At 62.2% G+C, this 24,810-nt stretch carries 22 protein-coding genes; 9 read left to right on the top strand and 13 right to left on the bottom strand.

The genetic code is table 11. The features are described 5' to 3' along the window. Positions 1-103: 103 nt before the first annotated feature. Positions 104-2,491: a penicillin-binding protein 1A gene (locus tag AC1DS5_RS03255; RefSeq protein ID WP_477716825.1), complete on the bottom strand. Its 2,388-nt coding sequence runs from the start codon at positions 2,489-2,491 to the stop codon at positions 104-106. Positions 2,492-2,717: 226 nt separating this feature from the next. Continuing rightward, positions 2,718-3,083 carry an SPW repeat protein gene (locus AC1DS5_RS03250; protein WP_477716824.1) on the bottom strand — a complete coding sequence of 122 codons (366 nt, stop codon included), beginning with the start codon at positions 3,081-3,083 and terminating at the stop codon, positions 2,718-2,720. Between the two features lie 252 nt (positions 3,084-3,335). Here AC1DS5_RS03250 and thiD point away from each other — a divergent pair, with 252 nt between their 5' ends. After that, positions 3,336-4,181, top strand: a complete 846-nt coding sequence (thiD, locus tag AC1DS5_RS03245) for a bifunctional hydroxymethylpyrimidine kinase/phosphomethylpyrimidine kinase (RefSeq protein WP_477716823.1) — start codon at positions 3,336-3,338, stop codon at positions 4,179-4,181. Here thiD and AC1DS5_RS03240 read toward each other — a convergent pair. The 9 genes from AC1DS5_RS03240 to AC1DS5_RS03200 form a co-directional block, all read right to left on the bottom strand. After that, entirely contained in the window at positions 4,165-5,472 is a 1,308-nt protein-coding gene (locus AC1DS5_RS03240) for a purine-cytosine permease family protein (RefSeq protein ID WP_477716822.1), read from the bottom strand. The two genes, thiD and AC1DS5_RS03240, sit on opposite strands and share 17 nt — an antisense overlap. Positions 5,473-5,835: 363 nt before the next feature. Continuing rightward, on the bottom strand, positions 5,836-6,936 hold the full coding sequence (locus AC1DS5_RS03235) for an NAD(P)/FAD-dependent oxidoreductase (RefSeq protein ID WP_477716821.1): 1,101 nt from the start codon (positions 6,934-6,936) through the stop codon (positions 5,836-5,838). A gap of 68 nt (positions 6,937-7,004) precedes the next feature. Further along, complete coding sequence (gene fdxA, locus AC1DS5_RS03230) at positions 7,005-7,334, bottom strand: ferredoxin FdxA (protein ID WP_477716820.1); 330 nt, start codon at positions 7,332-7,334, stop codon at positions 7,005-7,007. Between the two features lie 88 nt (positions 7,335-7,422). Further along, positions 7,423-8,739, bottom strand: coding sequence for a sulfate adenylyltransferase subunit 1 (locus tag AC1DS5_RS03225; RefSeq protein WP_477716819.1), 1,317 nt, complete (start codon positions 8,737-8,739; stop codon positions 7,423-7,425). Beyond that, positions 8,739-9,695, bottom strand: a complete 957-nt coding sequence (gene cysD, locus AC1DS5_RS03220; RefSeq protein WP_477716818.1) for a sulfate adenylyltransferase subunit CysD — start codon at positions 9,693-9,695, stop codon at positions 8,739-8,741. The genes AC1DS5_RS03225 and cysD overlap by 1 nt, the downstream gene beginning before the upstream one ends. After that, entirely contained in the window at positions 9,692-10,477 is a 786-nt protein-coding gene (locus AC1DS5_RS03215) for a phosphoadenylyl-sulfate reductase (RefSeq protein ID WP_477716817.1), read from the bottom strand. Before AC1DS5_RS03215 ends, cysD begins: the two co-directional genes overlap by 4 nt. Before the next feature lie 10 nt (positions 10,478-10,487). Further along, complete coding sequence (locus tag AC1DS5_RS03210; protein WP_477716816.1) at positions 10,488-10,895, bottom strand: DUF934 domain-containing protein; 408 nt, start codon at positions 10,893-10,895, stop codon at positions 10,488-10,490. Between the two features lie 39 nt (positions 10,896-10,934). Next, complete coding sequence (locus AC1DS5_RS03205) at positions 10,935-12,761, bottom strand: nitrite/sulfite reductase (protein WP_477716815.1); 1,827 nt, start codon at positions 12,759-12,761, stop codon at positions 10,935-10,937. Between the two features lie 81 nt (positions 12,762-12,842). Next, the gene (locus AC1DS5_RS03200) at positions 12,843-13,634 is read right to left on the bottom strand and encodes a sulfite exporter TauE/SafE family protein (protein ID WP_477716814.1); all 792 of its coding nucleotides are present in this window, start codon (positions 13,632-13,634) and stop codon (positions 12,843-12,845) included. Positions 13,635-13,923: 289 nt separating this feature from the next. Here AC1DS5_RS03200 and AC1DS5_RS03195 point away from each other — a divergent pair, with 289 nt between their 5' ends. Both AC1DS5_RS03195 and AC1DS5_RS03190 read left to right on the top strand, forming a co-directional pair. Next, positions 13,924-15,141 carry an ABC transporter substrate-binding protein gene (locus AC1DS5_RS03195; protein WP_477716813.1) on the top strand — a complete coding sequence of 406 codons (1,218 nt, stop codon included), beginning with the start codon at positions 13,924-13,926 and terminating at the stop codon, positions 15,139-15,141. Positions 15,142-15,223: 82 nt separating this feature from the next. Further along, positions 15,224-16,096, top strand: a complete 873-nt coding sequence (locus AC1DS5_RS03190; protein WP_477716812.1) for a response regulator — start codon at positions 15,224-15,226, stop codon at positions 16,094-16,096. 67 nt (positions 16,097-16,163) lie between these two features. Here the strand turns inward: AC1DS5_RS03190 and mnmC are convergent, their stop codons facing one another. Both mnmC and AC1DS5_RS03180 read right to left on the bottom strand, forming a co-directional pair. After that, positions 16,164-18,080 (bottom strand): bifunctional tRNA (5-methylaminomethyl-2-thiouridine)(34)-methyltransferase MnmC2/FAD-dependent 5-carboxymethylaminomethyl-2-thiouridine(34) oxidoreductase MnmC1, encoded by a 1,917-nt coding sequence (gene mnmC / locus AC1DS5_RS03185; protein ID WP_477716811.1) that lies wholly within the window; start codon positions 18,078-18,080, stop codon positions 16,164-16,166. Between the two features lie 41 nt (positions 18,081-18,121). Continuing rightward, a complete protein-coding gene (locus AC1DS5_RS03180; protein WP_477716810.1) occupies positions 18,122-18,397 on the bottom strand; it encodes an oxidative damage protection protein in 276 nt (91 codons plus the stop codon). Between the two features lie 132 nt (positions 18,398-18,529). Between AC1DS5_RS03180 and AC1DS5_RS03175 the strand changes: the two genes are divergently transcribed. The 6 genes from AC1DS5_RS03175 (at position 18,530) to ssuC (ending at position 24,805) form a co-directional block, all read left to right on the top strand. Beyond that, complete coding sequence (locus AC1DS5_RS03175; RefSeq protein WP_477716809.1) at positions 18,530-19,558, top strand: sulfate ABC transporter substrate-binding protein; 1,029 nt, start codon at positions 18,530-18,532, stop codon at positions 19,556-19,558. 131 nt (positions 19,559-19,689) lie between these two features. Further along, complete coding sequence (gene ssuE / locus AC1DS5_RS03170; protein WP_477716808.1) at positions 19,690-20,289, top strand: NADPH-dependent FMN reductase; 600 nt, start codon at positions 19,690-19,692, stop codon at positions 20,287-20,289. A gap of 127 nt (positions 20,290-20,416) precedes the next feature. Further along, positions 20,417-21,454, top strand: a complete 1,038-nt coding sequence (locus AC1DS5_RS03165; protein ID WP_477716807.1) for a sulfonate ABC transporter substrate-binding protein — start codon at positions 20,417-20,419, stop codon at positions 21,452-21,454. Positions 21,455-21,502: 48 nt separating this feature from the next. Beyond that, a complete protein-coding gene (locus tag AC1DS5_RS03160) occupies positions 21,503-22,630 on the top strand; it encodes a sulfonate ABC transporter substrate-binding protein (RefSeq protein ID WP_477716806.1) in 1,128 nt (375 codons plus the stop codon). Further along, complete coding sequence (locus AC1DS5_RS03155; RefSeq protein WP_477716805.1) at positions 22,630-23,877, top strand: FMNH2-dependent alkanesulfonate monooxygenase; 1,248 nt, start codon at positions 22,630-22,632, stop codon at positions 23,875-23,877. Before AC1DS5_RS03160 ends, AC1DS5_RS03155 begins: the two co-directional genes overlap by 1 nt. A gap of 16 nt (positions 23,878-23,893) precedes the next feature. Further along, entirely contained in the window at positions 23,894-24,805 is a 912-nt protein-coding gene (gene ssuC, locus AC1DS5_RS03150) for an aliphatic sulfonate ABC transporter permease SsuC (RefSeq protein WP_477716804.1), read from the top strand. The last annotated feature ends 5 nt before the right edge of the window (positions 24,806-24,810 follow it).

The raw sequence follows: 24,810 nt of genomic DNA, 5'->3' as shown, positions 1-24,810 counted from the left end.
GGCAGATCGGGTGCGCCAGTTCAGTACGGGTTGGAGCCGGACGCCTGTGCCGGTAGATTGTAGGCAGCGCCGGCCAACGTACCTGCCGGGGGTGTTTGAGGGCTTACTGCCCGGTGCTGGGGTTTTCAGGTGCCGTGGATTCTCGCAGGATAGGGACGCCGCCGCGATCGGGTGGGGCGGTCGGTCGGGAGGGGACGAACACGAACCGCGGATCCGTGGCGCCGGGGGGCGCCCCCGCTTGCGAAGGCGCGTTAGGCAAAACAAGGACTGATGGCGCCGCGGGCGTGGGCGGCGTGGCTGGTTCGGGTGCCGGAATAACCTCGGCGTCGGGAACCGGTGCTGGTGGCTGTGCGGGGCTGGGGGGGAACAGGCTGCTGAACCAGTCATTTACCTGACCCGCCATGCCACCGTTTTGCGGTGCGGAAAATCGTGCCTGCTGGTCTATCACCCGTGTACGCAGCGACTGCGCAAAGAAGTCACCGACGATGGGCAGTGCGCTGCGGGCGCCTTGCCCCCAGTAGTCGCCCATCGTCACCCGGTTATCGTTGAAGCCGACCCAGGCCCCGGCCACGAGCTGCGGGTGCATCAGGATAAACCAGCCATCGGTGTTGTCCTGGGTGGTGCCGGTCTTGCCCGCCACGTCGGCCTGAATGCCGTACCGGCTGCGAATGCCGGCACCGGTGCCCTGGTCAATGACGCCGCGCATCACATCGACCAGCGTTTGTGCATGGGCCAGCGACATGGCCTGCTCCGGCGGTTTGGCTTGGAACGCTTCAAGCACCTTCCCATGGCGGTCTTCTACAGCGGTGACCAGAATCGGCTCAATGTAGTTGCCGCTATTGGCGATGGTGCTGTAGGCCGAGACCATTTCCTTCAAGGTGACCGGGCTGGTTCCGAGTGCGAGCGATGGCACCTCCTCCAGCTTGCTTTGGCGCACGCCCATGGCATGGGCCAGTTTGGCTACCTTCGCGGGCCCTACCGTCTGCATGACCTGGGCGGTGATGGTGTTCTTGGAATACACCAGCCCGTCGCGCAGGGTCATCGTCAATCCACTGGGCGTGCCGGCGTCGGTGGGTCGCCAGACGGTGCCGCCCCCCAGCGGTATCTCCACCGCCTGGTCTACAAAAGCGTCGGTGGGTTGGGCGCCCTGCTCGAAGGCTGCGCCGTAAACAAAGGGCTTGAAGGTCGAGCCGGGCTGCCTGCGCGCCTGTTGCACGTGGTCGAACTGGTCCTGTGCAAAGTCACGGCTGCCGACCCAGGCCATCACATGTCCGTTTCTCGGGTCCATGGCCACAAAGCCGGCCTGCAGGCGGGTCTTGTCCTCGCGCAGCGCCCGCATCGTGGCCGCATCGGCCTGTACCTGCTTTAGCGCCTGCTCGTCGGTCTGTCCTGACTCACGTGCGGTTTTGTAGTCGCGCGTGTCCCGCACAAGGGCGCGTACCAGCTCTTTTCTTGTGCCCCAGGCCCGTGGTCCCCACTCGGCGTTGGCTGAGGCCTGCAGGCTGTTGGCCTGGCGCACCACCGCCTGGCTGGCCAGTCTTTGCAGCCGCGAATCGATGGTGGTGCGTACCACCAGGCCATCGGCGTAAATGTTGTAGTCGTTGCGGTCGGCCCATTCGATCAGCCATTTGCGCAGGTGCTGCGCAACGTGAGGCGCCATGCCTAACGGCTCGGTCTGCCGCTCGAAATCTATCTTCAACGGCCTTTTCTTCAGTGCCTCCAGCCTGTTGGCGTCCAGCTTCTGGTGCTTGGCCATTTGGCCGAGCACGGTGTTGCGGCGCTGCACGGCGCGCTCAGGGTTCAACACCGGGTTGTAATAACTGGTGCCCTTCAACATGCCGATCAGCGTGGCGCTCTCCAGCACATCCAGCTCGTCAGCCGATTTGTCGAAATAAGTGCGCGCCGCCATTTCAATGCCATAGGCGTTGTAGAGGAAGGGCACGGTGTTCAGGTAGGTTTCAAGAATCTCCTGCTTGGTATAAACGGCCTCAATTTTCAATGCCGTGATGACCTCCTTGAACTTGCGCGTCAAACTCCGCGCGCGACCGACCTCCTCGGGGTACAGGTTGCGCGCGAGTTGCTGCGTGATGGTCGAGCCGCCCTGCAGGTCGCCGGTAAAAGTATGAAACACCGAGGAGACCGTTCGCCTGATGTCGACACCGTGGTGCTCATAAAAACGGTGGTCCTCGGTGGTGATCAGCGCAGCTACCACGTTGGGCGAAATGTCGGCGAGCTTGACCCAGTCGCGGTTGGCGCGCTTGAACAGGGCCAGTTCTTTCCCATCCGCTGACAGGACCACCGCAGGCTGCTGCAATTTGGCTTTTCTGACGTCCTTGATGCTCGGGGTAAAAGGAATCAGGACCAGCACATACAGCAGCAACAGCACAGGCAAGGCCGCCAGCGCTAAAACCACGCCGCGCCGGGTAGGGTGGCGCAGTCGGTGAAGTACGTCAATAGCAAGGGGTTGGAGGCGGACAAGAATTTTTTTCATCAGCCCCCAGTGTAGGGCTGAGCGCCTGGCGGGGGCCGCGTGCCGGGCGTGCTGGCGGCATGGTCCGACATGGTTTTCAGAAACAGCAGCACCCCCGCCCACTGCATGGGGTTATTGGTAATTGCAATGCTCAGCAGGTACGCACTCAGCCGGTGCTGCAATAAGCTGCACTGTCCAGAAGTTCAAGGCCCGCCCGCACCGGCCAGGGCAGCGGTCGGTACGTGGATCAGTGCGCTATTCGCTCGCGCAACCAGCCGTTGTAGTCTTTGTCAATCAACAGCGTCCACAGAGCCAGCGCGGCGACAACTATCCCCGCAATCAGCGTACTCAGCATGGCATTGCGATGCATGCTGAACCCGAGTGCCCAAGGCGAGGCCATCAGCCACAGCCCGATTGCGCCTTCGGTCAATTCCTCCCATGCGCGCGGAACGAAGGTTGCCCCCAGCGCCGCGGCCAGCAGGGCCAGCCCAAAGACGACCGCATTCGCCATGGCCACCTGTGTGTCCTGAAATCCCAGAGCCCAAGGTGAAAGAATGACCCATACCCCGACAAGGGCATTTAAGGGGTCTTGCCAATGCTTCGGTTGCCTCATGATTACACCTCCTGTCACTGGAAATATCACCAAGTGACAGAATTTAGACCGGTCACCCCCAACTTTGTTCCCCCGTTCATCGCTTCCCCCGCGGTTCCTGGGTACAAAGGTTCGGGAAGGCCGCCTTGGGCGGAAAAGCAGCCTTGCTGGCGTCTGTGGCATCTGTTCAGGCCGGCGCAATACACTTCAGTGGAGGTAGCCATCCCGTATACAGTGGGCCGGCTGCAAGCGTGAAATGGACCGGAATCAGGAATGATGAATCAAGTTTTTGAATTTGAATACCCGCGCGTACTTTCGATTGCGGGGTCCGACAGCAGCGGCGGCGCCGGCATTCAGGCGGATTTGAAAACCTTTGCCGCGCTGGGTTGCTACGGCATGACGGCGATCACCGCGCTGACCGCTCAAAACACCTTGGGCGTTCGGGCTATTCACGGCGTTCCGCCGGCGATGCTGCGGGACCAGATTGATGCAGTGGTCGAGGATGTGGGTCTGGACGCGGTGAAGATTGGCATGTTGCATGCCCCGGATATTGTGCAAACCGTGGCTCAGGCCATCGATCGCCATGGGCTCAAAAATGTGGTGCTGGACCCGGTGATGGTTGCCACCAGCGGTGCCATGCTGATCGACAACCCGGCTATTGCTGTACTGGTCAATGAGCTGTTTTGGCGTGCAGCCGTGGTCACGCCAAATCTGGATGAGGCTTCATTGCTGGTTGGCCGGCCGCTGGACAGCGAGGGGGCAATGCAGATCGCTGCACAAGAGCTGCTGGCAAAAGGCGCGCGGGCGGTTTTGCTTAAAGGGGGGCATTTGGCCGGCGAGGTGGTGAGTGATTTATTGGTTACCAGCAGCGGGGAGCTGCACTGGATGCGCGCCCCGCGCATTCATAGCCGCAACACCCATGGCACGGGCTGTACCCTGTCGTCCGCGATTGCCGCGCACCTGGCGCTGGGGGCCTCACTGCTGGGCGCTGTACAGCTGGCACGGGCCTATGTGCGCGCGGCGTTGGAGGCCGGTGCCAACGTGCGCACCGGTGCCGGCAGCGGGCCCCTCAACCATGGTTACGCACCCCAAGCCATGCGGCTCAAGCCTCTAGGTTGACCCCTGGACGGCTCACACGTGTGAGGCCCGCCAGCACAAACGTCAGTACCAGCGTGGGCAGGGCGGCGCCCCAGCCAGGCGCCAGTTGTGCGCAGAGGTGGTAACAGGCAATCCCCAGCAGCCAGATAAGCACGGCGCTGGTGTTGACCTTGCGCCTGGTAACGAGCAGCGCCACCTCGGGGTGCCCGGCCAATCTCGCCAGAATGACGCCGTACAGCGGTACAAAGACTGAACTGAGCATCAGCAAAAACGGCTCCAGGCTGTGCATGGGCAGCACCAGGGCCAGCGCCGTACACAGCAGAGCCAGCGCCATGCCCCAGGCCCGCACGCTCCAGTTGGGCTTGAGGCTGTGGCCTGCGACCGAGCCTGAGTAAACATCGCCGTACGCGTTGTCCACTTCGTCGATCAGAATCAGCCCCAGCGCAAGCAGGCCGCCTTGCGCCAGCAACAGCGCCGCCACCAGGTCGGTGCCGGGCGTCGTCAGGGCCACCAGCACGCCCAGCGCATAGCACCAGGTATTGGCAATGGCATAGCCCAGCCAGGTGCCGCGCAGGGCGCTTTTGCCGTCACGCCCGTGTCGCGCAAAGTCTGCGACCAGGGGCAACCATGAGACCGGCATGGCGATCACCAGATCGAGCGCTTGCAGTGTGCTCATGCCGCCTTCGCCGGGGCGATTCCACAGCGCGGCGATGCCCTGATGGTTTGCCCTTGCAAGAAACTGCCAGCTTAGCCACAACAAGGAGGCGATCACCAGCGGCAGACCGTAGCGGCCTATGAATTTGCGCACCAGTTTCACCATGGAGCCCGACAGCAGGGCCAGCAGTATGCCGCCCCAGAGCGCCGTGGCCAGGATGGGCCAGAAGGTGCCGGAAAAACCGCCGGACTGGCGTGCAATGGCCACTGTGCCGTCGCGCATGATGACGAGTTCGAATGTGGTCCAGCCGATGAGCTGCACGATATTCAGCAGCACGGGCAGGCGCGCGAAGCTGCTTCCGTAAGTGGCATGCATCAGGCCGGCACTTGAGAGACCGCTGTCACAGCCGATTCTGGCGGTCCAGGCCAGCAAACCCGCGCCAATGACCGAGCCGCAGACAATGACCCCCAGGGCTGCCCTGGCGCCCAGTGCGGGCACCAGGTAGGCACCGACCTGCATGACGAGCAGGCCGACGCCGAGGCTGAGCCAGAGCGCGGCATGATCGCGCCAGCCGAACAGGCGCTCATGCGCCGCCAGCGGCGTGAGTGCGGTATTGCCTGCGCTGGAGGAGGGGGGAGAGGGGGGTGATGTCGGCATGGTGGCCATCAACTGCTCCGTTCGTCCATGACTGGTCGGCACGGTGGGCGCCGCGAGGCAGCAACTGGACACATGCTTGCCTGCGCGAGGATGACTTCAAACGGGTTCAAAGGGACTTTCTCAGTTGCTGCGCGCCACGGCGGCAAGCAGCGACATTCCCAGCGGATGCACGAACAATGCGGTTTTTGATTCTAGATGATGACCCCACAGAGGGGCTAAACAACAGGCTAAACGACGGAAGGTGATGGATGGGTCAACTGATAAGCCAAACCGATGGCGGTGACAGACCGGTCCCGCGCAACCATCCGCAGGCACGAAAAAGCCCGCACGCGGCGGGCTTTTTTCGGAGGCGTCTACCGGGACTCAGTCAAACACCGGCGACTCGACACCCAGCACCTTGTGCAGCTTGGGACTGGTTGTCGTGTATTGCAGATGGATTTTCTTGTCCGGGAAAATAAAGGGCGCAGCACCGAATGCGGCCAGGGCACATTCGTGAAATCCGCTGAGAATCAGTTTTTTCTTGCCGGGGTAGGTGTTGATGTCACCCACGGCAAAGATGCCTGGAATGTTGGTGGAAAACTTTTCAGTGTCCACCATGAGCTGCTTGCGCTCGATATCCAGCCCCCAGTGGGCAATGGGTCCCAGCTTGGGGCTGAGGCCAAAAAATACCAGGAGCACATCGAGCGGTACGACGCGGGTCACACCATCGGCGCCCGTCACCTTGGCACCGGTCATTTTTCCATTCTTTTCGTCGTAGCCGGTCACCTGGCCCACGATGAACTGCATCTCGTAAGCGTCGCAGAGGTCCTTCATTTTGGCTACGCTGGCAGGCGCCGCCTTGAACCCGTCACGGCGGTGAACCAGGATCACGCTTTCAGCCTTGTTGGGGCCTTCAGCCACAAAGTTCAATGCCCAGTCGAGCGCGGAATCACCACCGCCAACAATCACCAGATTCTTGCCGGCAAAGTCGGCCGGGTTTTTGACGCGATAAAACAGCTGGGTATTGTCAAACTGCTCCAGGCCGTCGACACGCAGCAGCTTGGGCTGGAAAGCGCCCACGCCGGCAGCAATAAAAATCGTCTTGGTCAGGAATTTGGTGCCCTTGGATGTCTCGACAAAAAAGCGGCCGTCTTCCTGTTTTTCGACAACGCTGACTTCTTGGCCAAAGTGAAAGGTCGCGCCAAACGGCTCGATCTGCTTGAGCAGTGAGTCGGTCAGCTCTTTGCCAGTGCACATGGGCACTGCAGGAATGTCATAAATCGGTTTGTCGGGGTAGAGCTCAATGCATTGGCCGCCGGGATAGGCGAGGGAGTCGATCACGTGGGCCTTGATCTCCAACAGGCCCAGTTCGAACACCTGAAAAAGGCCGACAGGACCGGCGCCCACAATGACGGCATCGGTTTCGATGGGGCCATCATGCTGGGCTGCGGTATTGATCACTTCTTGATTCAGTTGAGGTTCCATTTTTTCTTGACTTGCTTATTAAATAGCTCGGGCTAAATAGCCCGGGCGGGATCGGCAGCGCGCGAGTTTCAGCGCACCAGCTCGTCCAGCTTCGCGGTCTTGTCTTTCCACTCTTCCGCGTCGGGCAGGGCGTCTTTGCGCTTGGTGATGCTTTTCCAGCCCGCGGCGCGGCTCAGTTCGGCATTGAGCTTGATGAACTGCAATTGGTCAGCCGGCACATCTTCCTCGGCATAGATGGCGTTGACGGGGCACTCCGGAATGCACACGGCGCAGTCAATGCACTCGTCCGGATCAATCACCAGCATGTTGGGGCCTTCGCGGAAGCAGTCCACGGGGCAAACGTCAACACAGTCGGTGTATTTGCAGCGGATGCAGGATTCGGAGACGATGTGTGTCATGTTGTATTGGCTGATCGGTGGAAACCCTTGATTTTAAGAGGTTTCCAGTAATAGGGTTGAAGCAGTGAATTGAAAGTGCCTTGGCAGCTTAAAGAACCAGTGCGGCGCCGGATGTTTTGTGTGACGCCGTGTCCACCAGCACCAGCGAGCCGAGAATGCGGGACTGCAGGTAGGGCCGTGCCGGAATCGGCTCCAACAGGGCCAACTCGACGACGCCGATGGCGTTCGCGTCCAGGTGCGTTGCGTCGTGGGTCTCCAGGGTATTGATGTTCACCTGGTGGACGATACGCTTGATTTTGGCCTTGACCCAGCGGTGGCCCTGCAAGGCCCAGTACATGCGGCCCGGTACCAGGGGTTCGTCATCCATCCAGGCAACCTCTGCGGTGATTTCGCGCACGCCCAGCGGCGGTTCGAATCCACCCTCGGCCAGCAACCAGTCACCGCGCGATACGTCCAGTTCGCGGTCCAGGATGATGCCGGCGCCGTGCCCGGCCAATACCGCCTTGGGCTGGCGCGTGTGGTCCAGGACCTGGGCCACGGTGGCGGTTTTCCCGCCCGGCAGCACAGTAATCTGCTGGCCCGGTTGTACCGCGCCGCTGGCAATGCGACCCCAAAAGATACGGCGTCCCTGCGAGGTGTCGGCGCTGGATGAAAACTTCTCCACCCATTGCACCGGAAAGGCAAAAGCCTCCGACGTATCGGCCGGCGTGGCGGGAAGGTGCTCCAGAATCTCCAGCAAACTGGGGCCCTGGTAATCGCACCAGCCGGGATGCGCATCCACCACGTTGTAGCCAATCAGGGCCGACACCGGCACGATGGCCTTGACCGGAATTTTCGCCTCATCGGCAAACTGGCTCAAGGCTGCGCTGATATGGGCGAAGGCCAGGGCCGGATTGGCAACCGCGTCGAGCTTGTTGATGGCAAAGACGATGGACGGCACGCGCAGCAGGTCGACCAGCAGCGAATGGCGGCGGGTCTGCGGCAGCAGTTCGGGCGAAGGCGCCTCCCAGGTCAGCTTGGTCGCGTCAACCAGCACCACAGCGGCGTCGGCGCTCGATGCTGCCGTGACCATGTTGCGGGTGTATTGTTCGTGGCCCGGGGCATCGGCAATGATGAACTTGCGGCTCTCGGTGGAAAAGTACCGGTAGGCCACGTCAATGGTGATGCCCTGTTCGCGCTCGGCAGACAGGCCATCGGTCAGCAGGGCCAGGTCGGTCTCACCGCCGCGCTGCACGCCGGCCAGGTGGTCCTGCAGCACGGCGCGGCTGTCGACCAGCAGGCGGCCAATCAGCGTGCTCTTGCCATCGTCGACGCTGCCGCAGGTGACAAAACGCAGGGCGGCACGCGTGTCCTGGGCCGTCGCTGCGGCGGCCAGGCTGGCGGTTTCAACAAGGGGCGTGCTCATCAGAAATATCCTTCTTTTTTCCGCTTTTCCATGGAGGCATCGGAGGTTTTGTCGTCCATGCGGGTGGCGCCGCGCTCGCTGACATCGGCGGCCAGCGTTTCAATCACGATCTCGGCCGCTGTGGCTGCCGGGCTTTCCACCGGGCAGGTGCAGGTGATGTCGCCCACGGTGCGAAAACGCACGGTTCTTTCTTCGGCCTGTTCACCGTCACGCAATGGCGTCAATTCGGTCACGGGCACCAGCAGGCCCTTGCGCTCCACCACCTGGCGCTGGTGGGCGTAATACAGCGACGGCAGCTCGATCTTCTCGCGCTCGATGTATTGCCACACGTCCAGTTCCGTCCAGTTGGAAATCGGAAACACGCGGAAATGCTCGCCGGGTTGCAGGCGGGTGTTGAACAGCGTCCACAGTTCGGGGCGCTGCGCCTTGGGTTGCCACTGGCCAAAGGCGTCACGGTGCGAAAAAATTCGCTCCTTGGCGCGGGCTTTTTCTTCGTCACGCCGGGCGCCGCCGATCAACGCGTCAAAGCGGAATTCGTCAATGGCCTCGAGCAGCGTCACCGACTGGTGCACGTTGCGAGACTCGCCCGGATGTGCCAGGCGCACCGTGCCGCGCTTCATCGAATCTTCGACACTGCGCACCACCAGGTTGGCACTCAGCTGCTTGGCGCGGTAGTCCCTGAAGTCGGTCACCTCATGGAAGTTGTGGCCGGTATCGATCATGAGCAGCGGGTAGGGGATGCTGCCGCCACGTTCTTTGTCGATAAATGCCTTCTCGGCGCATTTAAGCAAGACCAGCGAGTCCTTGCCGCCGGAAAACAGCAGGGTGGGGCGCTCGAAAGCGGCGGCCACTTCACGCAGGATGAAAATGGCTTCCTCCTCCAGCGCGTCAAGATGGGCGTTGCTTAGGACATGGGGTGGATTACTGAGCATATGGGGTTCGGTGCGGGCGTTCATGTGGGGACCTGCCGGATGGGAATGATGCTGGACAGGGGTTCGAAGGCTGCAGGCTCCTGGGCTTCGTGGGTGCCGTCGGCCGCCACATGCAGGCCGCATTCCTTGGCGCTTTCCTGCTCCCACCACCAGCGGCCCGAGCGGAAGTCTTCACCGAGCGTGACGGCGCGAGTGCAGGGCGCGCAGCCGATGCTGGGGAAGAACTGGTCGTGCAGCGGGTTGTAGGGAATGGCGTTCAGCGCGATGTAGTGCCATACATCGCCCCAGGTCCAGTCGGCCAGCGGATTGATTTTCACGCGCTCGGCCTGCTGTTCGATGTCATGCACTTCGGCGCGGGCGCTGGACTGCTCACGGCGCAGGCCGGTCAGCCAGCCATTTTTGCCGGCGAGGGCGCGCTCCAGCGGCTCCATCTTGCGAAAGTGGCAGCATTCCTTGCGCAATTCCAGGCTTTTGTACATTGCATCCGGGCCGTTCGTTTGCACGAAGGCCGAGGCGGTGCTCTCGACCGGGCGATACACATCGACCTTGCGCTGGTAGCGTTCTTCGATGCGGCCAATCAGCGCCACGGTTTCGGCGTGCAGCATGCCGGTGTCCAGCACAAAAATGCTGCAGTCAATGCCGGCTTCCTGCAGCAAATGCGTGACCACCATGTCTTCCGCGCCCAGGCTGGAGGCCTGGGTCAGCGGGGCATGGCTGGCGGCGGATGACTTCAGCAAGGCCAGGCTGCGCGCGAGTTTTTCCGCAAAGTCTGGCGACGCCTTCGCGTAAAGGGAAATGGCACCCATGGTCTGACTTTCAGGTTGCAGAGGATATTGCCGCGGTCACAAAATGCGGCTGGATGTCGATTGCATCGCCCTGGTACTTGCCCACGCCGTAGCCGGGGTAGGCGGCCAGCACGCGCTGGGCGATGGCCATGTCCTGGTCGGCGCGCAGCACGGCCACGTCAAAGCCGCTGCGCTCCATTTGCGCCAGCTGGTCGACCAGCACATCGCCAGTGGCGCGGATCTCGCCCTTGAAGCCGAGCCGGCGACGCAGCAGGAATGCCTGGCTGAAGGCCCGGCCGTCAGTGAATTTGGGAAAGTTCAGGTCAATGCGGTCCACGCCCTCAAGGGAGACCTGGAATGGATCGGCGTCATTTGCCAGTTCAATGACATTTTGGCCTGCCATCCCTGTCGAGTGGGCGCTAGAAGCTATTAATTTCATGGTAATTTTGTCCTTGGAAGGTGCGGCAAGGTGGGCGCCTCAGGCGGCCGTTTCGGCCGTCTCGGCGCGGGTGGCGCTAAAACGCGCACCATTCGCAGCAGCCTTGAAGGGCTCGGCACCGACGCGGCGCAGCGTTGCAATAAAGGTCTCGCCCCCTTCGCGCTGCTGGCGGTAGGTTTCCAGCACCGCTTCGATCACTTCAGGCACTTCCGCCGCCGAGAAAGAGGGGCCAACGGCCTTGCCGGGCACGGCAGGGCCAGACAACGTAGAGCCGTCCGAGCCGCCCAGCGACACCTGGTACCACTCCTTGCCGTCCTTGTCGACACCCAGAATGCCGATGTGGCCGCTGTGGTGGTGGCCGCAGGAGTTGATGCAGCCGCTGATGTGCAGGTCAATCTCGCCCAGGTCATGCAGCTCGTCCAGGTCCTGGTAGCGCTCGGTGATGGCTTCGGCAATAGGAATGGAGCGTGCATTGGCCAGTGCGCAGAAATCGCCGCCGGGGCAGGCAATCATGTCGGTCAGCAGCTTGATGTTGGGCTTGGCAAAGCCTGCCTTGCGGGCGGCGCGCCAGAGCTCGGGCAGCTCGTCGCAGCGCACCCAGGGCAGCAGCAGGTTTTGCTCGTGCGTCACGCGCACTTCACCGGCGCTGAAGCGCTCGGCCAGGTCGGCGGCAGTCTCAAGCTGGGCCGCCGTGGCGTCGCCGGGGGCCTGGCCCAGGCGCTTGAAGGACAGCGTCACGGCGCGCAGGTCCGGGTTTTGGTGCGGCGCGACGTTTTGCTGCAGCCAGCGGCCAAATTCGACATCGTCTTCGGCCGCAGCGCGCAGGATGTGGGCGATCTTGGCGTCGGCTTCCTTGCGGTCGCAGCTGAGGGTGGGCTCCACGAAGCAGGCGGCCACGCGGTCGTATTCGGCTTGCGTGATGGTGTGCGGGCCACCGTCGTGCTCCATGATCTGCTTGTATTCGGCCTCGACGTCGTCGATGTAGCGCTGCCCTTCAGCCTTCACCAGAATCTTGATGCGGGCTTTGTAAATATTGTCACGGCGGCCATAGCGGTTGTACACGCGTACAACGGCTTCCAGGTAGTTCATGATCTGGTTCCAGGGCAGGAACTCGCGGATCACCGTGCCGATGATGGGCGTGCGGCCCATGCCGCCGCCGACCAGCACCTTGAAGCCCAGCTCGCCCTCGGCGTTGCGCAGCAGTTGCAAGCCCACGTCGTGCCAGCCAATGGCGGCACGGTCTTCCCTGGCGCCGCTGATGGCGATCTTGAACTTGCGCGGCAAAAAAGAGAACTCGGGGTGCAGCGTGCTCCATTGGCGCATGATTTCGCCAAACGGGCGAGGGTCGGCGATCTCGTCGACCGCAATGCCGGCACGTTCGTCGCTGGTGATGTTGCGGATGCAGTTGCCGCTGGTCTGGATGCCATGCATGTTGACGCTGGCCAGCAGGTCCATCACGTCGGCTGATTTGTCCAGCGGAATCCAGTTGTACTGGACGTTCTGGCGCGTGGTGAAGTGGGCGTAGCCCGTGGTCAGTTTTGAATGCACCGACTGGCCGTTTTTCAGCGGAATGGCGCCCAGCTTGTCCTGGGTGGCCTGCGCGCCTTCGAGCAGGGCGGCATTGGGCTGGTCGTATTCGCGGGCAATTTTGGCCAGCACACGCAGCTGGGCGCTGGAGAGCTCGCCGTAAGGCACCGCCACGCGCAACATGGGCGCATAACGCTGCACATACCAGCCGTTTTGCAGTCGCAGTGGCCGAAATTCGTCTTCGGGCAACTGGCCGGCCTGCCAGCGCGTGAGCTGGTCGCGGAACTGGTCGGCGCGGGCTTTTACGAACTGGCGGTCAAATTCTGTGTATTGGTACATGGCTGTCGGGGTATCAAACGGTTCAGGATGAAACGGTTTTCAGGGAGCTGCGTGAGCTACGGAAGGAAAAATAGTAGCCGACTATATCGAAATGAGCTTCACGCCGGCGTAGGCCAGCAGGACGGACAGCAGGGAGCGGATCACGCGGTCAGGCGTTTTATGCATCAGGTGCGAGCCCAGCCAGATGCCAGGCAGCGAGCCGGCCAGCAGCTTGATGAGCAAAGACCAGTCTACTGAGCCTATGGAAGCGTGCCCCAGGCCCGCCACCAGCGTGAGCGGCACCGCATGGGCAATATCGGCAGCCACAATGCGCGACAGGGGCAGGGTTGGGTAAAGCAGCATCAGCACGATCACGCCAATGGCGCCCGCGCCCACAGAAGTCATCGTGACCAGAGTGCCGATAACGGCGCCAAACAGTACGGGCAGCGCCCAGTGATGGGCACGGGTCGCCTCGCCCAGCAGTTCGGCGGCGATTTTCTTGGGCACCACTTTGCCGCGAAAGACCTTGTAGAACGTCGCAATAGCCGTCAGCAGCAGCGCCAGGCCTAGCGTTGTCGTCATGATGGTCTGGGTTGTCGGATTGGCCGGCCCCATTCGCTGCAACACGTACAGGGTGAGCAGCGACGCGGGCAGGCTGCCGGCGGCAACCTGGCCGACAATGCGCCAGTCCACGACCCGGGCGCGCGCCAGGCTGACGGTGCCGCCCATTTTGGTGAAGGCGGCGAACAGCAGGTCTGTTCCGATGGCCAGATGGGGCTTGATGCCGAAAAAGAAGATCAAGAGCGGCGTCATCAGCGATCCGCCGCCCACACCCGTCAGGCCGACGACCAGGCCCACGGCAAATCCTGCAAATACAAAGGCAAATTCATGCATAAGCCGGAAAATGTAAGTGGGCGGCTTATAAAAACAAACTACACATTTGTTCTACCTTTATGCGAATAAGCTTATTTGCATGTGTTTATAACGCTTTGCCCGGTTTGGGTGGGGCGTGAACCTGGCTGCGGAGATCGGACTCAACAAGGAGCTGCAGGCGCTGGTACAGTCCGTGCTTCCTCTTCCTGACCGGGGCCTTCCGCGCCTGCCAACACACTGCCAACCCCACTGTCACCCACGGCCAGCATCCTTGCCAGTTGGACCGAATGGCTTATTTTTGGAGAAAACCGTGAAATTTACGAAATCCGCCTGGCTGGGCAGTCTGTTGCTGGCCTCGGTGACTGGGGTGCTGGCGCAAGCCGGCTCAAAGCCGCCGATCAAAATCGGTGAAATCAACAGCTATTCGACCATTCCACAGTTCACCCAACCTTATCGCCAGGGCTGGCAGCTCGCCGTGGAGGAAATCAATGTGACGGGTGGCCTGCTGGGGCGCAAGGTGGAGGTAATCGCGCGCGATGACGCCGGCAAACCCGAGGAAGCGATGCGCCATGCCATCGAGCTCACATCGAAGGAAAAAGTGGACGTCCTGGCCGGCGGCTTTCTGTCCAATGTAGGCTTGGCGCTGGCCGATCATGCCCAGAAGAACAAGAGGGTGTATGTGGCCAGCGAGCCGCTGACCGACGCCCTTGTGTGGGATAAGGGCAACCGCTACACCTTCCGCTTGCGTCCGAGTACTTATATGCAGGCTGCCATGCTGGTCGAGGAGGCGGCCAAGCTGCCCGCCAGGCGCTGGGCCACCATTGCCCCCAACTATGAATATGGCCAGAGCGCTGTCGCCAGCTTCAAGGAGTTGCTCAAGGCCAGGCGGCCGGATGTGGAGTTTGTGGGTGAGCAGTGGCCGGCGCTGGGCAAGCTGGATGCCGGCACCACGCTGCAGGCCACCATGCAGAGCAAGCCCGACGCCATCTTCAATGTGACCTTCGGCGCCGATCTGGCCAAGCTGGTCCGGGAAGGCAACCAGCGTGGAATTTTCCCCAAAACGCCTGTAGTTTCCCTGCTTTCGGGCGAGCCCGAGTACCTGGATGTGCTGAAAGATGAAACACCCAAGGGCTGGATCGTGACCGGCTACCCCTGGGACCAGATCGATTCGCGGGAGCACGCCAGTTTTGCGGCCAATTACTACCGACGTTTCAATGAGTACCCCAAGGTGGGCTCGGTGGTGGGCTATGCCACCATGCAGGCCATTTTTGCAGCGATCAAAAAAGCCAACTCCACCGACAACGAGAAACTGGTGACGGCCCTGCGCGGCCTGAAGTTCTCCACGCCATTTGGACCGGCTGAATTCCGGGCGGTGGATCACCAGTCCACCATGGGGGCCTACGTGGGCAAGCTCGACCTGCGCGGCCACAAGGGCACGATGGTGCAGTGGCGCTATGCGGATGGCAAGGCTTATTTGCCCAGCGATGCCTATGTCAAGGCACGCCGTCCGCCTGATGCCATGAAGTGATCTGCTGGTGATGCGCACTCTGAATTTTCGGGACATGAAAAAGCTGGCTGAATCCCCGCATAATCACCTCCAAATGGCATGCATGGGCGATATGGGCGGCGAGGCAGTCAATCGAATTTTTGTCAAGGTGTTCGGGTTCAGTGACGTGGAGCGCCACGCCCTGAACACGATGTTTCGCCTTTCCGAGAGCCGGTCAACGGCTTATGCGCTCTGGACGGCGGCGGCTCCCCAGGCTGCAGAGATGGCGCTGATTGATGGAGACAGCTGGGAAGCCGCGCTGGAGCTGGCCAACCCCGCCCATGACAGTCTCAAGCTCATTTGGGTTGGTGACAGGGCGCCTGCCAGGGCGAGCCTTGTCGTGGCCCGCCCGCTTCAATGGGCAGCCGTGATTGATGGCATGGATGAGCTGTTTGCGCTGGACATGTCGCCGGCAATTCAACATGACCTTCCTGAGTTCGACCTCGACTTGCCTCTCGGGCCTGAATCCTCTCCCGTGCCGGATACGAACCTGAACCTGAACCTGAACCTGGACCTGGACCTGGATTTTGAGTTCACCACCTCCTCGGCACTACTGGAGCCAGCGTCCGGGATCTGCCGGCCCCACGCCTTGGTGGTCGATGCCAGCCATGATGCCCGTCTGTATATGCGGGCTCGGCTGGCGATGGCCGGGCTGATGCATGTTGACGAAGCCGCCAGCGGCGCAGAAGCGCTGCAATGGCTGAATAACCGGCTCTACAAGCTGGTCATCCTGGACCTGGAGCTGCCGGATATGGACAGCTGGCGGTTGGTCAAGCAGATGGGCGAGGCACGCCCGGCAGTCGATTTCCTGATACTGACCGGAAGCAAGGCTTCGCGATTCGATGCGGCGCGCGGCTGGTTGGCGGGCGCCCGCGCCTGCCTGTGCAAGCCTTTGCATCCCGGGAAGCTCGAGCACCTGCTGCTCAGCCTGACCTGACGCTGTCGCTTCTCCCCGCGCCCCGGCGCCCCCGCACGCTGGTGAGCTGACCCGGCTACAAATTCCTTCAGTCTTTCGACACCGGCTTTGCCTCGCCGTACTGAGGTAGCAAGGCCTCGGCCAAGCGCTGCTCCAGTGGCAGAGGCTCCGCATGAAGCCTGGCGGCCAGCAGCTCCGCGCAGAGCGTGGCAAAGGTCAGTCCCCGCGATCCCATGCCGCTGCATAGCCACAGGCCGGGCGCCGCCGCCAAGGGTCCCAGCGCGGGCAGGCGGCTGGGTGTTGCGCAGCGCACGCCGGCCCACGCCTTGACCTGTCCCGCCTCAAATTGCGCGGTCAGTTTGTGTGCCGCATCGGGAAGCAGTGTCTGCAGCCGGCCGAGATTGTGCCGGTCGTCTTCAGGCTTAAGCTCATTGAGGACGTTGTCCCGTTCAAAGGTCGAACCCGTGACCCACGCAAGCTCGTTGGCCATACCGTTGATGGGCAGCGCGGGAATCAGGCTGCCGTGGCCGTTGACCGGAAATGCCGGCAGCGCGTCAGCGGAGCCCGGTGGGTGCAATGCCCAGGAGACCTGGCCACGAATGGCCTGCAGAGCCAGCGGCGGGGCTGTTGGCGGCAAGGCTGCTTCGGCCAGTGCACGACTGGCATAACCCGCAGCCAGCACCACCAGCTCAGCGCGCGCCAGCACCTGCCCGCGGGCATCCAGCACTTGCCAGGAGTCCGCCTGGCGGACGAGCCGGCTCGCGACTGCGCGCCCATGAAACTCAACGCCTGGCGATGCCAGCCAGGTTTTAACAAGACTGGCGGGTTTGATCCAGCCCGCCCGCACGTGCCACAGGGCAGGTGCCGAGGCCGGCAGGTGGCATTGTGCAAGGTGCCCGGGTGTGGCCGAACAGGTCCAGTCTTGCGCGGCCTCGACCCGATCGGACTGCCAGGCGGCCGGCATCCTGCGCGCATGGTTCACGCAATGCTCCAGCACCCCGGTGGGGTTCCAGTCGCTGCCAGCGTGCAGCATCGTTTGGGCCTGGTGCAGTGTGGCCCTGACCCCGCTGCGCGACAGGCGCGAGAGCAGGCTGTCGTCGGGCGACACATGCGGCGCCAGCACACCCGCGGGCAGGCCGGACGCGCCGCCGGCAGGTGCGTCTGCCGCATCCAGCACCTCCACCTGCCAGCCACGGCGCGCCAGGCTCGCCGCCACCGCCGCGCCGGCCAGGCCAGCGCCGATCACGACGCAACGGCCCGCCCGGTGACGCAGCAGCGGCTGCGTCGATTTTTTGGGTTCCCACGCGGGGTTGAATTCTCCCTGCAGGTTGTCGCGTTTGGGCGGAATGCCCGGCGTTTTCTGCACCACAAATCCGCACTGCGCCAGCGCATCGCGCACACTGCGTGCCACCGTCCAGGTGGCCACGCGGGTACCGCGCCTGCAGCAGCGCGCGACTGCCTTGAAGGTATGCAGATCCCAGATATCCGGTAAATTTTCCGGTTGAAGCCCGGGACTGAAACCGTCGAGGTAGACCGAATCGGCTTCAAACGATTGTTCGCGCAGCATCGCTTTGGCATCACCGATGCACAGCGTCAGCAGCACCCGGCCTTCCTCGAAGGCCAGGCGGTGAAACCCCGGCAACAGGCCCCAGAGCTGCTCCTGCAGTTGCTGCGCAAAAGGCAGCAATTCGGGGTGAACCCGAACGCTGCGCAGCACATCTTCCGCGCTGGCCGGGAATGCTTCTGTAGATACGAAATGCAGCAGGCCAGGGCGCTGCGGGTCGGTTTTCCAGGCTGCCCAAGTCACCAGGAAATTCAGGCCCAGGCCAAAGCCGGTTTCAAGAACACACCATTGCGGTTGCCCGGCCCAGGCTGCGGGCAGGCCGCAGCCCTTCAGAAAAACTTCACGAGCCTGGTCCAGCCCACCCAATTCGCTGCGGTAGCGGTCGCCAAAACGCGGGCTGTAGGGGGTGCCGTCTTTCAGCCACTCAATGCGCTCGGGCATCCGAAATGTTCAGGATGTAAATCTTCGGGGTGTTTACGCGCTCACGGCTGGGAGGGTGGCACGTAGCCCTGTACCGCATCGGCGCCTTCGCCAAAAAAATGCTTTTCCATCTGCCGGGCCAGGTATTGGCGGGCGCGGGCATCGGCCAGGTTGAGCCGGTTTTCATTGACCAGCATGGTTTGCTGTTTCATCCAATCGGCCCAGGCCTCCTTGCTGACTTCTTCCCAGAGGCGCTTGCCCAGTGGGCCGGGATAGGGGGGAAAGTCGAGGCCTTCGGCTTCCCTGCCCAGTTTGATGCATTTGACCATGCGTGCCATTTGAATATTCTTTCGTGGTTATAAGATGTTTTAGGAATAACAAGCTGATTTCTTATTCGTTCCTGTTTTCAATGGCTGCTTCCAGAATCCAGTTTCCCGCATAAACATGCATTTTTGGACCGGAAAGCAACCATGAGTACACGCCGTCACTTTATCAATGTTTCCACCCATGCGGCATTGGCCGTAGCGTTGGCAGGGTCAGTCCTGGCCAGCCATGCCCAGCAACCGGCGGTGACGCTTCTTAATGTGTCCTATGACCCCACCCGCGAGCTGTATGTGGAGTACAACGCCGCCTTCGCCAAACACTGGAAAGCCAAAACCGGCCAGGACGTGACCATCAAGCAGTCGCATGGCGGCTCCGGCAAGCAGGCCCGCTCCATCATCGATGGCCTGGATGCCGACGTGGCCACGCTGGCCTTGGCGGGAGACACCGACGCGCTGGTGAAAAACGGCGGATGGCTCGCCCCCAACTGGCAAAAGAAACTGGCGCACAACTCCTCGCCCTACACCTCGACCATCGTGCTGGTGGTGCGCCAGGGCAACCCCAAGGGCATCAAGGACTGGGATGACCTGGTCAAGCCGGGCGTCAGCGTGATCACGCCCAACCCCAAGACTTCGGGTGGCGCCCGCTGGAACTATCTGGCGGCGTGGGAGTTTGCCAAGCGCAAATATGGCGGCGACGCCAAGGCCAAAGACTTTGTGGCCAAGCTGTACGGCAATGTGCCGGTGCTGGATACCGGCGCCCGTGGATCGACCATCACCTTTGCGCAGCGCGCCCAGGGGGATGTGCTGATTGCGTGGGAGAACGAAGCCTACCTGCTGGAAAAGGAATTTGGCACCAAGTTCGATGTCATCGCCCCGTCGCTCAGCATCCTGGCCGAGCCTGCGGTTGCCATCGTCGACAAGAACGTCGACAAAAAAGGCACGCGTGCCGTCGCCGAGGAATACCTGAAGTACCTCTATTCGGAAGAAGGCCAGGACATCGCGGGCAAGAATTTCTACCGCCCGGCGGTTTCCGAGAAGGCCAAGGCCAAGTACGCCAAGCAGTTCGCCAAGCTGAACCTGTTCACCATCGACCAGGCCTTCGGTGGCTGGACCAAGGCAGACAAGGAACACTTCGCCGATGGTGGCTCCTTCGACCAAATTTACACCCGGAAATAAGTAGCGCGTGTCAGCTCTTTCCCAGTGCCAGCGCGGAACCGGCTTTGCCGGGCCGCAGCTGGCGCCCCTTGAGGGGAGGCGGCCGCAGGCCGCTTCGGGGTGAGCTTATTAATCAGGGAAAACTTTAAACAATGTCCGCGCAACAATCCATCCTGCTGATCGCCGGCAGCCCATCCGAACAGTCGCGCTCGTCGGCGCTGCTCGACTCGGTCAGCCACCGGCTGGCCCTGCGGGGCGGCTTGGCGGTCGACCGCCTGAACATCCGCGAGCTGCCCGCCCAGGCGCTGCTGCTGGCGGAATGGGGGCATCCGGCCATTGCCGCAGTGATAGCGCAGGTGGCGCGGGCCCGTGCCATTGTGGTGGCCACGCCGGTGTACAAGGCGGCTTACAGCGGCCTGCTCAAGGTGCTGCTGGACTTGCTGCCGCAAACCGCCTTGAAAGAAAAAACTGTGCTGCCGCTGGCCACCGGCGGCAGCCCCCATCACATGCTGGCCCTTGATTACACGCTGCGGCCGGTGCTGCAGTCCCTGTCGGCCCGCCACATCTTGCCGGGTGTGTACGCCACCGACGCGCAAGTCCCGCAGGCAGCCGACCAGCGTTATACGGTCGGCCCCGACATTGCCGCCCGGCTTGATGACGCGGTCCTGACCCTGCTGGCCGAGAGCTTTCGAATGCCGGCCACGACCGGCTTTGAGCCGGTTCATTTCTCCAGGGTGCGATGTAGCGTCTGACGCGCACGTTCCCCGGTTTTCGGCCCCGGCTTTTGAGGCCGATTTTTAAATCTCTTCCAATTTTTCAAGAATGCTGCGCTGCCGGCAGGGCCAAGCCTTGCCTGCGCACCACCCAAAGGACATGACCATGACAACTGATACAACCACGAGCGCGCCCCATGAAAGCCCCAGCCGGCAAGGCTGGGTGCTGCGGGCCGTGCGTGACCTGGCCATCGCAGCGCTCACCGTGGCAGCGCTCGCCCTGATCGTCAGTTTTTTGCTGATGCCTGTGGCCCGCGCCCAGAGTGCCCGGGAGAAAGTCGAGCTGCGCATCGGCTACCAGAAGGCGGCCAGCCTCTTTGTGCTGCAAAAAGCCCAGGGAACGCTTGAAAAGCGCCTGGCACCGCTGAACGCCAGCGTGAAATGGGTGGAGTTTCCGGCCGGGCCGCAACTGCTCGAAGGCCTGAACCTGGGCTCGGTGGATGTCGGTTATGTGGGTGAAGCGCCGCCGATTTTTGCGCAAGCTGCCGGTGCCAAATTTGCCTACATCGGCTACGACCCGGCGGCGCCGGAAGCCGAAGCGATTCTGGTGCCCAAGGATTCCAGCATCAAGTCGGTGGCTGAGCTGAAGGGCAAGAAAGTCGCCCTCAACAAAGGCAGCAACGTGCATTACTTGCTGGTCAGGCTGTTGGAGAAAAATGGCCTCAAGCTCAGTGATGTTCAGCCGGTTTACCTGCCACCGGCCGATGCGCGGGCCGCATTTGAAAGCAAAAACGTCGATGCCTGGGTGATTTGGGATCCGTTCTCGGCGGCCGCAGAAAAAGCCATTGGCGCCCGTGTGCTGGCAGACGGCAAGGGCGTGGTCAACAACTACCAGTACTACCTGGCCGAGCGCAGTTTCGTCGCCAAAAACCCCAGAGTGATCCAGGCGCTGTTTGACGACTCGGTGGAGCAGGGCGCCTGGCTCAAGGCCAATCTGAAAAAAGCGGCCGAGCTGATTGCACCGCTGCAAGGCCTACCCGTCGAAGTGGTCGAGCTCAGCCTCAAGCGCTATGAGTTCAACGTCCGGCCTGTGCCCGACAGCGTGATTGCCGACCAGCAAAAACTGGCCGACACCTTTTTTGACCTCAAGCTGATCCCCAAAGCCATTGCGGTTCGTGATGCGGCTTACCGGCCTGCACCCTAAGACACGAAAAACACAAGAAACACAAGAAACACGAGAAGGAAACACACCATGAGCAAGTCCGTCAGCAAGCCCGCCTCTTTTTCTTTGCGCCGCCGTTTTCTGAAAATTGTCGGCACCACCGCAGCCCTGTGGGGCTTGGGCATCCAGGCCGCCAAGGCGCAACAGCCCTCTGCTACCACTGAGAAAGCACCCGAGCAGCTAAGGATTGGCTACCAGAAGTCCGCCGTCAATCTGGTCATTCTCAAACAGTTGGGCGTGCTCGAAAAGCGCTTCCCCAGCACCAAGGTGGTGTGGGCCGAATTCCCGGCCGGCCCGCAGTTGCTGGAGGCCCTGTCGGTCGGTAGCCTGGAGTTTGGCCTCACGGGCGACTCACCGCCGGTATTTGCGCAGGCGGCAGGCAAAGACCTGCTGTATGTGGGTGTCGAGCCTCCCAAACCCGACAGTTCGGCCATTCTTGTGTTGAACGACTCGCCGGTGCGCTCTCTGGCAGAACTCAAGGGCAAAAAAATCGCCCTGCAAAAAGGCTCCAGCGCGCACTACCTGCTGGTGCGTGCGGTCGACAAGGCCGGTCTGAAGTGGGACGACATCCAGCCGATTTACCTGGCGCCGGCCGACGCACGGGCCGCGTTTGAGCGCAAGAGCGTGGACGCCTGGGCCATCTGGGACCCGTTTTATGCGGCGATAGAGCTGGCCATCAAGCCACGCGTGCTGGCTACGGGGCGTGAGCTGTCAAGCAACAACTCGTTCTACCTCGCCTCAAGGCCTTTTGCCACGCAGCATGAGAAGACCCTGGCGGTGCTGTTTGACGAGTTGACGCGTGCCGACGCCATCGCGCAGAACAAGCGCAAAGAGGCCATCAAGCTGGTGTCCGATTTCAGTGGCCTCGATGCGGGCGTGGTCAGTCTTTTCATTCAGCGCCGTCCGGCCTCACCGGTCGGCCCGCTCAATGCGACGGCCGTGGCCGACCAGCAACGCGTGGCCGACGCCTTCCTGAAGTTGGGCCTTATTCCAAAGCCAGTCCGTGTGGCCGACATCGTGTGGCAGCCTGGGAATCCCCCCCGAATTGGCCTGGCGGCCGCCTCCCCCCCAGGGGGGCGCCACCAGCAGCCCGGCAAAGCCGGTTCTGCGGTGGCCGCTGGAACGCGCCTCGCCAGCGCATCAACAAGGAGTTTCTGATGCAGGTTTTCTGGTTCATCCCCACCCACGGTGACAGCCGTTACCTGGGCACGGGCGAAGGCGCCCGTGAAGTCAACTACGACTATCTCAAGCAGATTGCGCAGTCTGCCGACAACCTCGGCTACGAAGGCGTGTTGATCCCCACGGGGCGCTCCTGCGAAGACCCCTGGGTCGTGGCTTCCAGCCTGCTGCCGGTGACCAAAAACCTCAAGTTCCTGGTGGCCGTGCGACCCGGCCTGCACCAGCCCAGCCTGGCAGCCCGCATGGCCGCCACCTTTGACCGGCTCTCGGGCGGCCGCCTGTTGATCAACCTGGTGACGGGCGGCGACCAGACCGAGCTGGAAGGCGATGGCGTCTACCTGGACCATGCCCAGCGCTACGAGCAATCGGCTGAGTTCATTCGTATCTGGCGTGAGATCCTTGCGCGCAGCCATGATGGCGAGAGCTTTGACTACGAAGGCCAGCACTTGAGCGTGAAGGGCGCCAAGCTGCTGTATCCGCCGGTGCAAAAACCTTACCCACCGGTGTATTTCGGCGGCTCGTCGGCCCCGGCGCACGCGTTGGCTGCCGAGCAGGTTGATACCTATCTGACCTGGGGTGAGCCGCCTGCTGACGTCGCCAAAAAGGTGGCCGATGTGCGCGAGCGTGCCGCGAAGCATGGCCGGACCGTCAACTTTGGCATCCGCCTGCATGTCATCGTTCGGGAAACCGACGACGAGGCCTGGAAAGCCGCCGAGAACCTGATCAGCCGGCTCGATGACGACACCGTGATCCGGGCACAGTCGGCGTTTTCCAGAATGGACTCCGAAGGCCAGCGCCGCATGGCGGCGCTTCACGCGGGGGCAAGGAATAAGGCCCCCACGCTCGGCACTAACGTGTCCTCGCTGCCCCCCGAGGGGGCGCTCACGCCTAGGGGCGGCCCGTCGGCGTTCAGTCGCACACGCGCCGACCTGGAAATCAGCCCCAATCTGTGGGCCGGCGTGGGCCTGGTGCGCGGCGGTGCCGGCACCGCGCTGGTCGGTGACCCGCAGACCGTGGCGGCGCGCATTGAAGAATACGCGGCGCTCGGGCTGGACACCTTTGTGTTGTCGGGCTATCCGCATCTGGAAGAGGCCTACCGCTTTGCCGAGCTGGTGTTTCCGCTGCTGCCGCGCAAGTTGCGTCAAAAGCTCTCGGGGACGGCGCTCAATGGCCCGTTTGGCGAGGTGGTGGCCAACAACTACCTGCCGCGTGTCTCGCAAAGCTGAGCTCAAGGACGATCTGATGACCAACCATATCCGTGAACTGCAGGTCACACCTGTGCCTGGCTTTCCTGATTTTCCTGATGGCGTGGATACGCCGGGGCTGGGCTTTCGGTCCCTGGCCGGTTTGGCCTGGCCGCAGTTTTCTGTCGCCGCTTTCTTGCGTGACCTGGCCCAGCGCTTCCTGCCTTGGGCGGTACCCCTCGGCTTGGTGGCGCTTTGGCAGGTGGCCTCATCACTGGGGTGGTTGTCTACCCGCGTGTTGCCCGCGCCGCTGGAGGTGATCAAGGCCGCCTGGGCGCTGTCGGTGTCCGGTGAGTTGTGGACGCATGTGAAGGTCAGTGCCTGGCGGGCGCTGGCCGGGCTGGCGATTGGCGGCGGGCTGGGCCTGGCTGTTGGCTTGCTGACAGGCTCGGTGCGGTTTTTTGAAACCCTGCTCGACTCCACCATCCAGATGGTGCGCAACATCCCGGCGCTGGCGCTGATTCCGCTGGTGATCCTGTGGTTTGGCATTGACGAAACGGCCAAGCTCTTTTTGATTGCCGTGTCGGTGTTCTTCCCGATCTACATCAACACCTTCCACGGCATCCGCAATGTGGACCCGGGCCTGATCGAAATGGGCCGTACCTATGGCCTGTCGCGCTGGCAGCTGTACCGCGAAATCATTCTGCCGGGCGCGCTGTCGTCCATTCTGGTGGGGCTGCGCTTTTCGCTTGGCCTGATGTGGGTGATTCTCATCGTGGCCGAAACCATTTCGGCACAGGCCGGTATTGGCTACCTGACGATGAATGCGCGGGAGTTTTTGCAGACCGATGTGGTGCTGGTCGGCATTCTGCTTTACGCCCTGCTGGGCAAGCTGGCCGACGTGTTTGCCCGCGGGCTGGAGCGCTACTGGCTGCGCTGGCACCCCGGCTACCAGAGCGCTGGCGTTTAAGGAGG

It is taken from the genome of Polaromonas sp. P4_H1, from assembly GCF_056400945.1.
Note: the sequence above shows the minus strand (reverse complement) of the source record. Positions and strands in the feature narration are given on the sequence as shown.